13 protein-coding genes are annotated in these 13240 nt (G+C 49.8%); all 13 read left to right on the top strand.

The genetic code is table 11. From position 1 onward, the window contains the following. Window positions 1-324 precede the first annotated feature (324 nt). The gene (locus ACTHUF_RS03805) at window positions 325-975 is read left to right on the top strand and encodes a site-2 protease family protein (RefSeq protein WP_070836974.1); all 651 of its coding nucleotides are present in this window, start codon (window positions 325-327) and stop codon (window positions 973-975) included. Between the two features lie 131 nt (window positions 976-1106). Beyond that, on the top strand, window positions 1107-2111 hold the full coding sequence (gene dusB / locus ACTHUF_RS03800; RefSeq protein ID WP_440407143.1) for a tRNA dihydrouridine synthase DusB: 1005 nt from the start codon (window positions 1107-1109) through the stop codon (window positions 2109-2111). Window positions 2112-2149: 38 nt separating this feature from the next. Further along, on the top strand, window positions 2150-2521 hold the full coding sequence (locus ACTHUF_RS03795; RefSeq protein ID WP_188213011.1) for a toxin: 372 nt from the start codon (window positions 2150-2152) through the stop codon (window positions 2519-2521). Between the two features lie 31 nt (window positions 2522-2552). Further along, a complete protein-coding gene (locus tag ACTHUF_RS03790; RefSeq protein ID WP_440407141.1) occupies window positions 2553-3074 on the top strand; it encodes a hypothetical protein in 522 nt (173 codons plus the stop codon). 128 nt (window positions 3075-3202) lie between these two features. Continuing rightward, entirely contained in the window at window positions 3203-3442 is a 240-nt protein-coding gene (locus tag ACTHUF_RS03785; RefSeq protein ID WP_003684241.1) for a Fis family transcriptional regulator, read from the top strand. A 43-nt stretch (window positions 3443-3485) separates the two neighbouring features. Next, window positions 3486-4220 (top strand): glutamine amidotransferase-related protein, encoded by a 735-nt coding sequence (locus tag ACTHUF_RS03780; RefSeq protein WP_440407139.1) that lies wholly within the window; start codon window positions 3486-3488, stop codon window positions 4218-4220. A gap of 76 nt (window positions 4221-4296) precedes the next feature. Beyond that, window positions 4297-5172 carry a DMT family transporter gene (locus ACTHUF_RS03775; protein WP_440407137.1) on the top strand — a complete coding sequence of 292 codons (876 nt, stop codon included), beginning with the start codon at window positions 4297-4299 and terminating at the stop codon, window positions 5170-5172. Between the two features lie 63 nt (window positions 5173-5235). After that, window positions 5236-6054, top strand: a complete 819-nt coding sequence (locus ACTHUF_RS03770; protein WP_440407135.1) for a hypothetical protein — start codon at window positions 5236-5238, stop codon at window positions 6052-6054. 108 nt (window positions 6055-6162) lie between these two features. Then, complete coding sequence (locus tag ACTHUF_RS03765) at window positions 6163-7332, top strand: chloride channel protein (protein ID WP_440407335.1); 1170 nt, start codon at window positions 6163-6165, stop codon at window positions 7330-7332. A 162-nt stretch (window positions 7333-7494) separates the two neighbouring features. Then, window positions 7495-9075, top strand: coding sequence for a bifunctional phosphoribosylaminoimidazolecarboxamide formyltransferase/IMP cyclohydrolase (gene purH, locus ACTHUF_RS03760; RefSeq protein WP_440407133.1), 1581 nt, complete (start codon window positions 7495-7497; stop codon window positions 9073-9075). Between the two features lie 73 nt (window positions 9076-9148). Further along, window positions 9149-9664, top strand: coding sequence for an SMI1/KNR4 family protein (locus ACTHUF_RS03755; RefSeq protein WP_440407131.1), 516 nt, complete (start codon window positions 9149-9151; stop codon window positions 9662-9664). 185 nt (window positions 9665-9849) lie between these two features. Next, window positions 9850-9978, top strand: coding sequence for a hypothetical protein (locus tag ACTHUF_RS03750; RefSeq protein ID WP_256388401.1), 129 nt, complete (start codon window positions 9850-9852; stop codon window positions 9976-9978). A 762-nt stretch (window positions 9979-10740) separates the two neighbouring features. Then, a partial coding sequence (locus tag ACTHUF_RS03745) for an ESPR-type extended signal peptide-containing protein (RefSeq protein WP_440407129.1) occupies window positions 10741-13240 on the top strand: 2500 nt, incomplete at its 3' end.

Raw genomic sequence — 13240 nt, 5'->3', positions numbered from 1 at the left:
AGACGGCCTTTAGGCTTAAAATAGATAGGGCGATCGAATTGGGTATGATAGCGAGAAGCAATGAATCATGCCGTTGGAAAGCCTTTATGGAATCGGTTCTACGTGTTAAATTTCAGCATGACAGGCCTTTTATTAAAGATATTCGCCATTACTTTGTAGTAATCAGTCTTCAAGCTGAATCCGCAAGGTAAAGGCATTACTTGGCGAGAGCTGAAAGAGTCTTTCGGTTCGGACAAAAAACAGGAAGATTAAAGCCTCAGGCCGTCTGAAAGGGTATTTAAGGATATTTTTTGTTTTCAGACGGCGTGTTTGATAAGGAAAAACATGTTTGCAAATTTTGATTTAGGCGTATTTCTGCTGGCAGTATTGCCCGTGTTGTTGGCCATTACCGTGCGTGAAGTGGCACGCGGTTATACGGCGCGTTATTGGGGCGACCATACCGGCGAGCAGCTTGGACGTTTGACGCTCAATCCGCTGCCGCACATCGATCCTGTCGGTACGATTGTCGTGCCGCTGGTGTGTCTGATGATAGGCAGTTTTCTGTTCGGCTGGGCGCGTCCCATGCCCATCGATTCGCGCAATTTCCGTGATCCGCGCCGCGCGTGGCGTTGGGTGTCGATTTCAGGCCCGATAGCCAATCTGATTTTGGCATTCTTCTGGGGTTTTGTGGTCGTACTTGCCGCGTATGTGCCTGAGTCTTATCAAGCACCGTTGGCACAGATGGCCGGTTACGGCGTGATGGTGAACTCGATTTGGGTCGCATTCAGCCTGATTCCGATTTTGCCTTGGGACGGCGGTATTTTTATCGATACCTTCCTTAATGCCAAGCAGTCCATGCAGTTCCGTAAAATCGAGCCATACGGCACATGGATTATCCTGATCCTGTTGTTTACCGGCCTGCTGGCTAAACTGATTTGGCCGATTATCGACATGATTCAGGCTGCAGTGCAGATGGTTGTCATGCTGTTTATTTAAATGTTTTGGCTGAAAAGGCCGTCTGAAACCCAGTTTCAGACGGCCTTTTTCATTGTGCAACATGTAAATACGATTGGAAAAGTTGCTTAAAAATTGTACAATCTCAGCCCTTTCAACTTGGCGCACATATCATGCACATCGGCGGCTATTTCATTGACAACCCCATCGCACTTGCCCCTATGGCAGGCATTACGGACAAGCCGTTCCGCCGGATTTGCCGCGAGTTTGGTGCAGGGTGGGCGGTATGCGAAATGCTGACCAGCGATCCAAGCTTGCGCCATACCAAAAAAACCTTGCGCCGCAGCGATTTTGAAGGCGAGGGCGGAGTGGTGGCCGTGCAGATTGCAGGCAGCGATCCGCAACAGATGGCGGAAGCCGCGCGGTATAACGTCGGCTTGGGCGCTCAGGTGATTGATATAAACATGGGCTGTCCGGTCAAAAAAGTCTGCAATGTGCAGGCAGGCAGCGCGTTGATGCAAAACGAGCCGCTGGTTGCCGAAATCTTGGCAGCCGTTGTCAACGCGGTGGACGTACCCGTTACCCTTAAAACCCGTTTGGGCTGGCACGACGAACATCAAAACTTGCCGACCATCGCCAAAATCGCTGAAGAATCAGGCATTGCAGCTCTTGCCATCCACGGCCGCACACGCACGCAGATGTACAAAGGCGAAGCGCGTTACGAACTGATTGCCGAAACCAAAGGCCGTCTGAACATCCCCGTTTGGGTCAACGGCGACATTACTTCGCCGCAAAAAGCCGCCGCCGTCCTCAAACAAACCGCCGCCGACGGCATCATGATAGGGCGCGGCGCACAAGGCAGGCCGTGGCTCTTCCGCGATTTAAAACATTACGCCGAACACGGCGTTTTGCCGCTGGCCTTGAGCTTGGCAGAATGCAACGCCACCATTTTGAACCACATCCGCGCCATGCACGCGTTTTATGGCGAATTTGCCGGCGTACGCATTGCCCGCAAACACATCGGCTGGTATATCGACGAAATGCCCGACGGCGAGCAAACACGCCGGGAAATCAACCGCTTGGACAGCGCCGCGGCACAATACGATACCCTTGCCGCCTATCTTGAGGCGCTTTCAGAGAAAACCGACCGCTGGGTATGCCACTATCGGGAAGGCTAAAGGGTTTCAGACGGCCATTTTCTTTTTTGAAAGTAAATATGAAATTGACCCCACGTCTCAAACGCTTCGGCATAGCCGCGCTGTTGCTGACAGGATTCAGCATTTACGCTTATGACTACAATCTGATAGCTTGTAAATTAATGAATCGCTATTGGAATGAAGACAAAGGCAGGTGCATGAATCCCGATTGCCGTCAACATGATGCTTGCGTGATGAGTGCGTTTAAGAGTAGAGCAACATGCGAAACCATCCGCCCCGGTGACAGTTTAGACAAGGCTTGGTATGTACTGGGTAAGCCTTGGTATGAGGAAAACGGGCGTTTCTTTTGGGATGATAAATATGGAGATCATGTAGCGGAAATCGAACCGGACGGAGAAAAGGTTGGCAAGATTACCTGCTTGGGGGAGTAGGTTGCGTGAGGAGATGGTTTCAGGAAGCCCTATGTTTAAGTTGTTAAAACAATTGTTTGTCAAAAAGCATCAAGCTGATTCCATGTTTCCGCGCAATCGTTTCGAACATGTGGATTGGGAACAGGAATTGACCGATGCTGCTCGTCGTCTGGTCAATGATGATGGACATTATGACGAACACGGCAATACGGTTGAGCTGGAGTTAAGTGAGGGAGCGCATAATATCCTGCTGTATTTTGCTTCAGGAGATGAAGCTCAATACATGGAAATCCTGCAGAATTTGAACGCATGGGATAATCAGGTTCAAGCATCTTTGGAAAAAGAGGCTCAATCGCCGATTCCTAGAGCTTATCAAGAAATAGGATATAACCGCCAATCTTGGAAAAAGGTGCGGCAATTTCATGTTTGGATAGTCAATTGTGAAGAAAAACCGTATTCCATCCATTACGTTGCCGATCATGTCAATAATGAATTTGTTATTTATCTGGCTCAAGAAAATGGCGTATGGCAGGCGTTTTGGGACAGTAAATTACAGAAATCTATTTCAAAATAAAATATTGATAGCTAATCAAAAAATAAATATAAATCGGATAGGGCGAATTCAAACAAATCAAATAAACGTCGTCTGAATGTTCAGACGGCCTCATCATTTAGAAACAAATCTAAAGAAAGACAATCACGATGAATCAAACGACGACTGACATTGCGCAATGTATTGAACAAAACTTACGACAATATTTCAAAGACTTGGATGGTACGGAACCTTGCGGCGTGTATGATATGGTGTTGCATCAAGTGGAAAAGCCGATGCTGGCCTGCGTGATGGAGCAATGCGGCGGCAACCAGTCTAAAGCGGCGGTCATTTTGGGTTTGAACCGCAATACCCTGCGTAAAAAATTACAACAGCACGGTATGCTGTAATACGGCAGGGCAATCCGTCCTGACGGTCGAAGGAGAAATAACAATGAAAAATCTGAATAAATTAAATATCCATTTTATCCTGCACGAGGCATTTGAAGTGCCGGGCGCATATTTGAAATGGGCGCAATGGCGCGGGCACAACATCAGTGCAACCAAAGTGTACGAAAGGGAAGCCCTGCCTGACAATGTGGACGATATAGATTTTTTGATTGTGATGGGCGGACCGCAATCGCCTGATGAAGACAGGCAGGCATTTCCGTATTACGACCCCCAATCCGAGCTGCGCCTGATGCGTCAGGCGATGGCGGCGGATAAATATATTGTCGGCGTGTGTTTGGGTGCGCAGCTTTTATCCGTTGCCTACGGAGCGCGACACACGCGCAGTCCTGAGCGTGAAATCGGCATTTATCCAATTGAGCTGACGGCGGAAGGTTTGGCGGATGCCCATGTTTCCCTGTTGGGCAAAACCCTGGATACCGGCCATTGGCACGGCGATATGCCCGGTTTGACGGATGAGGCGGTTGTGTTGGCAACCAGCAAAGGCTGTCCGCGCCAGATTATCCGTTTTGCGCCCAAACATTATGCCTTCCAGGCTCATTTGGAGTTTGACCGCGAAGCCGTCGGGCTGCTGATTGCGGCGGACGGGCGCGAAAATGTAGCCGAACAAAGCCAAGTCCAAACTTATGTCCAGCATCCGGATAAAATCGAAGCGGCGGATTTCAGTGAAATGAATGCCAAACTCTTCGACTTTTTGGATTCGTTGACGCAGACAAAATAAAAAAGGCCAACCCTCCAGGCCGTCTGAATAATAAATATAGAGAAGAAACGATTAACCCTTTTTAAAAGGTCGGACCATGTTCTATCAAATACTTGCCCTGCTGATTTGGGGCAGCTCGTTTATCGCTGCTAAGTATTCTTACGAGATGATCGACCCGGCGCTGATGGTTGAGGCACGGTTGTTGATTGCCGCGTTGATGGTGCTGCCGTCGTGCCGCCGCCATTTGGGCAGGATTCCGCGGAGCGAATGGAAGCCGTTGTTGTGGATTTCCTTTGTCAACTACGTTGTCGTTTTGATGCTCCAGTTTATCGGTTTGAAATATACATCCGCAGCCAGCGCGGTTACCATGGTGGGGTTGGAGCCTTTGCTGGTGGTCTTTGTCGGTCATTTCTTTTTCAACGACAAAGCCAAACTTTACCACTGGATTTGCTGCGCGGTAGCGTTTGCCGGCGTGGGCATGATGGTAATGGGCGGCGCAGAAGAGGGCGGTACGATTGACTGGTTCGGCTGTCTGCTGATTTTGCTTGCGGGATTGGGTTTCGCAGGCGTGATACGTCCGAGCCAGCAGATGATTGTCCGTATCGGTGCGCCTGCATTTACCGCGGCTTCCATGGCGGCGGCGGCGCTGTTGTGCCTGCCGTTTTCGCTGGTGTTGGCAGACAGCTATCAAATCAACTGGTCGTGGGGCGGTACGCTGTCGGTGTTGTATATGGGGATTGGCTGCAGTTGGCTCGCCTATCTGTTGTGGAACAAAGGCATGAACAAAGTCCCTGCCAACGTCTCCGGCCTGCTGATTTCGCTTGAGCCCGTCATCGGCGTTATCATGGCGGTGTTGATTTTGGGCGAACATTTAAGCAGCATGGCCGCGCTAGGCATTACCGTCGTCATTTCGTCCACTTTTGTCGCCGGAGTGTTGGCGCGTATCGGTAGCAAACACAAAAAGGCCGTCTGAAAACAGTTTCAGACGGCCTGAAGTAGCCGTACTTTTTCAATCAAACATTTTGGGAAAATTTCTATGAAACGCATCATCTCCCTGCTTTTGCTTGCCTGCCCTATCTTGGCATCGGCTGCACCCGATAACGACAAAGCCGCCGTACAGGCCGTCATTGCCAAACATTACAACCGACCGCTTGCCGCGCACAAATGCCAGCTTACCGAGCCGCCGAAAGACGGACAGGCACCATCTAACAACATCATGTATTGCATGAAACCTGTTGCCGACCATGCCGTAACACGCAACGGCAAAGCCGCGCGCTATGTGTTGTACACAGGTTTTGCCTACGATTTAGAAGAGAAAGAAAAAAATGACGCGCACGCCTCTTCGGGTTTGGCAGAATTGTTTGTTTTGGAAAAAACAGACGGCAAGTGGGCAATCAAACAGCACGGAAGAGATGAAATCGGCGCATGGGGGGATGTGCCGGAGAATAAGGCGTGGAAGTTTGTTCAGGTGGGCGCGCAAAACTGGGGCTACACTGTCGAGTCAAGTTATACAGGCCAAGGCGACACGACGACTTCGCAAAACTTCCTGTTTACCGATGATAGCAACCGCATCCGTAAAAGCTTTATTATCAGCGGTAACGATAACGGCGCATATTTTGGCGATTGCGATGAATTGAAAGGGCGTGAAAAACGAGACTGCAAAGACAGATATACCAGCCTGGAAGCCAAAATTGCTTTTGACAAAAGCCGTCCTGCCGTATCCGGCGTATGGGCGCTGACTGCAAAACTCAGCGGCGTATCAGGAAAGAAAAATTATAAAAATCAGAAATATATTTTCCCTTATAACGGTAAAACCCACGTTGCCCCCAAAAACTATCCCTTGGGCGGACAATAGTTCTCCCGAAAAACGCTTTGATCAAACCATTACTACCTCAAGTCAAAACCCGTGAAAGACACTCATAAACTCTGGGCCGCCCTCATCATTACCGGCATCATCGGCGGCATGGTCGGCATTGTATTAACCGAAATTATGCATACGATTCAACATCTTGCCTATGGTTACGGTTCAGACGGCCTATACGTTTCATTCCGAGAGGGCGTAGCGCAGGCAAGTCCTGCGCGGCGTATCGTGGTCGTGGCCTGTTGCGGCGTGGTGGTCGGCTTGGGGTGGTGGTTGCTCAAACGCTACGGCAGGCCGCAACCGGGTATCAAAGCCGTGGTTAAAAATCCGCTTGCCGGTTTTCCGTTTTTGGAAACCGTCAGCCATGCCCTGTTGCAAATCATTACTGTCGGGCTGGGCTCGCCGCTCGGCCGCGAAGTTGCGCCGCGCGAAATGACCGCCGCTTTCGCCTCAGTCGGTGTCAACCGTTTCGGATTGAGCGAAGACGACGCAAGGCTGGTCATTGCTTGCGCCTCGGGTGCAGGTTTGGCGGCCGTGTATAACGTGCCGCTCGCCTCCACACTTTTCATCCTCGAAGCCATGCTGGGCGTATGGACGCAGCAAGCCGTCGCCGCCGCATTGCTGACTTCCGTCATCGCCACCGCCGTCGCACGCATCGGCCTGGGTGACGTACAGCAATATCATCCGACCAACCTTTCCATCAACACCTCATTACTTTGGTTTTCCGCCATCATCGGCCCGATACTGGGCGTAACCGCCGTCTTTTTCCAGCGCACCGCCCAAAAATTCCCCTTCATCAAGCGCGACAACATCAAAATCATTCCCTTGGCCGTCTGCATGTTTGCACTCATCGGCGTGATTGCCGTTTGGTTTCCCGAAATTTTGGGCAACGGCAAAGCAGGCAACCAACTGACCTTTGGTGGCATGACCGACTGGCAACACAGCCTTGAGCTGACCGCCGTCAAATGGCTGGTCGTCTTGATGGCGCTGGCGGCAGGTGCATACGGCGGCCTGATTACCCCGTCCATGATGCTCGGCAGTACCATCGCCTTTGCCGCCGCAGCCGCGTGGAATACTTTCTTTCCTGCCATGTCGTCCGAAAGTGCGGCCGTTGTCGGCGCCGCCGTTTTCCTCGGCGTTTCCCTCAAAATGCCCCTGACGGCCATCGTCTTTGTCTTAGAACTCACCTACGCCCCCGTTGCCTTACTCATGCCCTTATGCGCAGGCATGGCAGGCGCAGTATGCGTGGCGAAGAAAATGGGATTTAAATAGGCAAAAGCAAAAGGCCGTCTGAAACCGAGTTTCAGACGGCCTTTTACAATAAAATTGTCAACAATATCTATAAAAACCTACTGCCAAAAAGGCGAAAATAGCGGATAATACCGCCCTGAAAATTCATCCCATATCGATTAAACCTTCAACAAAGGAAATCCCATGTCTTCCATCAAACGCGCCCTGATCAGCCTGTCCGACAAGACAGGCGCAGTCGAATTTGCCCAAACCCTAACCAAGCTCGGTGTAGAAATCCTCTCTACCGGCGGTACAGCAAAGCTCTTGGCTGATGCAGGCGTTCCCGTTATCGAAGTTGCCGACTATACCGGTTTTCCCGAAATGCTCGACGGTCGCGTGAAAACCCTGCATCCGAAAATCCACGGCGGCATCCTCGGTCGTCGCGATTTGGACGAACACGTCGCCAAGATGGAAGAACACGGCATTGGCAACATCGATTTAGTGTGCGTCAACCTCTACCCCTTCGCCGCCACCATCGCCAAACCAAACTGCACATTGGAAGACGCGATTGAAAACATTGACATCGGCGGCCCGACCATGGTGCGCTCTGCCGCGAAAAACTGGAAACACGTCGCCATCGTTACCGACACAGCCGATTTCCCGGCCATCGCCGCCGAACTCGAAGCCAACAACGGCACCTTGAGCGACAAAACCCGTTTCAACCTTTCACGCAAAGCATTCAGCCATACCGCCCAATACGACGGCATGATTTCCAACTACCTGACTTCGCTTTCAGACGACGTCTTGAGCGGTCAGCCCGAAATCGGCGAATTCCCAAGCCAGTTCAACCAAAGCTGGATTAAAGTGCAAGACATGCGCTACGGCGAAAATCCGCACCAACGCGCCGCGTTCTACCGCGATATTTACCCTGCCGCAGGTAGCCTTTCCGCCTACAAACAGCTGCAAGGCAAAGAATTGTCTTACAACAACATCGCCGATGCCGATGCCGCATGGGAAGCCGTCAAATCCTTCGACGCGCCCGCCTGCGTGATCGTGAAACACGCCAACCCGTGCGGCGTTGCCGTTGCAGCCGATACATTGACCGCCTACAAACTCGCCTACGCTACCGATACCACCAGCGCATTCGGCGGCATCATCGCCTTCAACCGCGAAGTGGATGGCGAAACCGTCAAACAAATTACCGACAACCAATTTATGGAAGTCCTCATGGCGCCGAAGTTTACCGCCGAAGCCCTCGAAATCGCCGCCGCCAAGAAAAACGTGCGCGTATTGGAAGTGCCGCTCGAAGCAGGTGCCAACCGCTTTGAACTCAAACGCGTCGGCGGCGGACTGTTGGTACAAACCCCCGACATCCACCGCCTTAACCGCGCCGATTTGAAAGTCGTCTCCAAACGCCAACCGACCGAGCAAGAATGGAATGACCTGATGTTTGTCTGGAACGTCGCCAAATACGTCAAATCCAACGCCATCGTCTTCGGCAAAGGCGGCCAAACCTACGGCATCGGCGCAGGCCAAATGAGCCGCGTGGACAGCACCCGCATCGCCGCCCGCAAAGCGCAGGACGCAGGTTTGGACTTAAACGGCGCATGTGCCGCTTCCGATGCCTTCTTCCCATTCCGCGACGGCGTAGATGTCATTGCCGAGCAGGGCATCAAAGCCATCATCCATCCCGCAGGCTCCATGCGCGACCAAGAAGTCTTCGACGCAGCGGACGAACACGGCATCGCCATGGTCGTAACCGGCATCCGCCATTTCCGCCACTAATAAGCTGATATAAAATAAAGGCCGTCTGAAACCCATTTTCAGACGGCCTAAGTTTTAATATATGGGATAAGTCATGTCTTTTAGCCAAACCGAATTGGCAGATTTTGCTGCCAATCTTTTTGTTAACTATGACGAAGGTTTTGAAGGGGATACGCCGCTTACGGATAAGATTATTGCGCGCGTGGAAGAGGAGCTGGGCTATTCTCTGCCTATTGACTATATAACTTTGATGCGCCAGAAAAATGGCGGTAGTTTGAAACGTTATTTTTTTCGTTATACCGATACGGATGGATATGAATGCGAACTTATGGTTCGTGGCATATATGGAATTGGGTTTACGAATAATAATGCCCTGTGCGGTAAAATGGGCAGTCGTTTTTTGGAAGATCCTAAAAATCACGCATTACCGCATATTGGCGTTTACTTTGCCGAAGAAGATAGCGGACACGGATTTTTTGCGCTGGATTATCGCAACATAAATGCCGATGGTGAGCCACCGGTTATCAATATTTATTTGGATAATTTTCATGAAGAATATATTGCCGACAGCTTTGCTGCTTTTATTCGCCGTTTGACTGCAGATGAGTAAGCAGGGCGGATAAGTAGTTAGGATTTCAAATATTCTTGTTACTAATAAGCTGATATAAAATAAAGGCCGTCTGAAAACCGATTTCAGACGGCCTTTTCAATGTATTAAATCAAGACAAAGCAAATTCCGATTCATGCAGCAAAAAAACGTCCCAAGTCTAAAACCAACCCACTCAGAGAAAAAACATGAAACACATCCTCCTCATCCTGACCCTTGCCACACTCACCGCCTGCGCCTCCAGCCATACCGGTGGCTACGGCTATGCCGGCAACAACGGAGCATCCGCAGGCGTAACCCAAACATTCCGTTGGTAAGGCCGTCTGAAATACGGCATGGTGTTACACCATAAAAACAGACCGATTCCAAACGTAAAGGCAAGTTTTACACTTGCCTTTTTTGCACTGTTCATCGGCTCGATAACGCATAAATTCGCATCATTAAGCCGCCATTTAAATGTTAGAAAACGTTAAAGGCCGTCTGAAAACAGACTGTATAAACCCATCACATGATTCAAATCAACCTTCAATACAAGTCTCATTAAATTTCTAAATAAAAGCTGACATATAAATCTATCACTAAAATAACTATCCTATTTGTATAATATCTAATAATCATTTTTATTTAAGATATCAATAAAAATTAAATACTTAAAACAATCGTTTTAAAAAAGCAACAAGTAAATCTAACCAGCATGACCGTTGAGGGCGAAAAAATAACACTTTATCGGAAGAGTTGATTTGTAAAACCAAACGCATATAAAATTTGGACAAGGATTCCGAATGCATTGAAAGAAGCTGACAAAAAGTGACTGGTTAAGAAACAAGCTGACAAAAAACGGCACATCGTTTCCCAAACTTCACAAGCTTCCCAAAATGTATCAGCATAAAATCCCATAAAACAGGAATTTAGCTGCCATTCGGCCGAGTGGAGACTTTTGGCACGGGAATTGCATACAAGAGATTACGACGTAAAACCGCATAAAGGGGAGACTCTGAAGTGCGGCATATGTATGGGCAGGCGGTTTATAGCCGAGCAAACGTCCCAAAAGAAATCAAACCCCTTACAGGAAAATCGATATGAATAAAGTCTTTAAAGTCATTTGGAACCACGCGACCCAGACATGGACCGCGGTTTCCGAAATCAGCCATGCACACGGCAAAAAATCCGCTTCTGACAAGCGTAAAGCCGTAGCTGCTGCGGTGGTTGCTGCAGGTGCTTTGATGGCATCTAGCGGAGCAGAGGCCGCTGTAAGATTGGGAGGTAGTGCAGTAGACATTACTCCTGATGGTACTTACAACGGTTCTAACAGAAACGTTGGTGTCAACTCTGTTGTAGTGGGTTATCAAAATACTGCCAGCAGTCAAGATGGCACTATTGCTTACGGTGCGAACAATACTGCGACTGCAAACGCAGCATTGGCAGTAGGTAATAACAATATCGCAACCGGCGGTGCATCGACTGCAATGGGTGTAAGCTCTGTTGCAAGTGGTGAAGCTTCTGTTGCAATCGGTAATGTAGCCCAAGCAACTCAAATTCGTGCGACTGCAGTAGGTAACCGTGCAACTGCTACTCAAGACTCCGCAAGTGCATTCGGTAACCGTGCAAATGCTGGTGCACAATTTGCAACAGCTATTGGTGATAACTCCAATGCAAATGCTGCTGCAGTTGCTGTAGGTACGCATGCAAACGCTGAAAAACAAGATTCTATCGCTATTGGTAACAACGCTCATGGTGCTTGGACCAATGCTATTGCTGTCGGTAAAGATACTGTGGCAAGCCAAGACCACGCGATTGCAGCAGGTACTAGCGCAAATGCGTCAGGTATTCAAGCTGTCGGCGTTGGTTCATATACAAAAGCAGAAGGTAATCTGACAGTTGCAGTTGGTCCATATGCGCAAGCCAATAAAGAAGCTGCAATTGCTGTAGGTTCTAACGCTACTGCTGCTCAGTCTAACTCTATTGCTGTGGGTCAAACTGCCACTGCGTCTAACAATAACTCCATTGCTGTCGGTACTAAATCAGTTTCTAGAGGTGATAACGCAATTGGTGTCGGTGCTTATGCTGAATCAACTGCTCACCGTGCTACCGCTATCGGCGTGTTGTCTCAAGCTAATGGCACAGGCTCATTTGCTGGTGGTGCATCTGCTCAAGCAACAGGTGAAAATTCTGTAGCTATTGGCGGTGCGATGGATGGTAATTTCGGTAATAAAGCAGGTTCTGCTGCTAAAGCAATCGGTAACAACTCTATCGCTTTGGGTACTCAATCTAAAGCTGCTGGCAATAACTCTATCGCTCAAGGTAACGGTGCAACTGCTAAGCAAGCTGCTGACGTTGCCGTAGGTCATTCTGCTACAGCTGACGGTACTTCTACTGGCGCTGATGGCGACGGCGTAGTAAATAATGCCGGTTCGGCAATGGCAATCGGTACAGAAGCTCAAGCAACCGGTATCGTAGCAACAGCCATCGGTGAGCGCTCTAAAGCTCTGGCAAACGGCGCGGTAGCATTGGGTGGCGACGCTCAAGCCAAACAAGGTTCTGACGTAGCAATCGGTCGTGGTTCCGTAGCTGACGGTACTTCTGCTGCAGCATTCGGTCCTGCTGCTACAGCAACTGGTAAATACTCAGTAGCTTTGGGCGTACAAAGTAACGCTGCTTCTAAACAAGCAATTGCATTGGGCCGTGGTGCTCAAGCTAATGGCGGTGAATATGCAACTGCTCTGGGTAACGGTGCTCAAGCAACAGCTAAAAACACTCTGGCTTTGGGTACTGAAGCTAAATCTACTATCGAAAACAGCGTAGCTTTGGGTAACGGTTCTACAACCAGCAACTTCGTACCTACTAACACTGCTACTGTTGGCAGCTACACTTACAGCGGCTTCGCAGGTGCAACCAGCGGTTTGGGCAATGGCGCAGTATTGTCTGTAGGTTCTGCAGGTAACGAACGTCAAATCCAAAACGTTGCCGCAGGTCGTATCTCTGCAACTTCTACCGATGCAATCAACGGCTCTCAATTGTACGCTGTTGCAAATCGTATCGAAAACCTGAATCCGTTTGTATTCCAAGGTCACGATGGTAGCGGTAGCTCACCAGCTGTAGGTACATACAAATACGATCCTAAATCAAATGCCAATAACACCCTGAAACTGATCGCTGGTGACGGCCTGAAGATGACTTCAAACGGCACTAACGAATACACCCTGAGCGTAATCGGTGGTGGTTCTACTGGTGCTTCTGGCGCAACTGGTCCTAAAGGCGATACTGGTGCTACCGGCGCAAAAGGCGATACCGGTGCAACTGGTGCTAAAGGCGATACCGGTGCAACTGGTGCTAAAGGCGATACCGGTGCAACTGGTGCTAAAGGCGATACCGGTGCAACTGGTGCTAAAGGCGATACCGGTGCAACTGGTGCTAAAGGCGATACTGGTGCAACTGGTGCTAAAGGCGATACTGGTGCAACTGGTGCTAAAGGCGATACCGGTGCAACTGGTGCTAAAGGCGATACCGGTGCAACTGGTGCTAAAGGCGATACCGGTGCAACTGGTGCTAAAGGCGATACCGGTGCAACTGGTGCTAAAG

It is taken from the genome of Neisseria sp. P0024.S006, assembly GCF_051956595.1.
Lineage (GTDB): Bacteria > Pseudomonadota > Gammaproteobacteria > Burkholderiales > Neisseriaceae > Neisseria.
The sequence above is the reverse complement of the archived record's forward strand: the minus strand, read 5'-3'. Positions and strand labels throughout refer to the sequence as shown.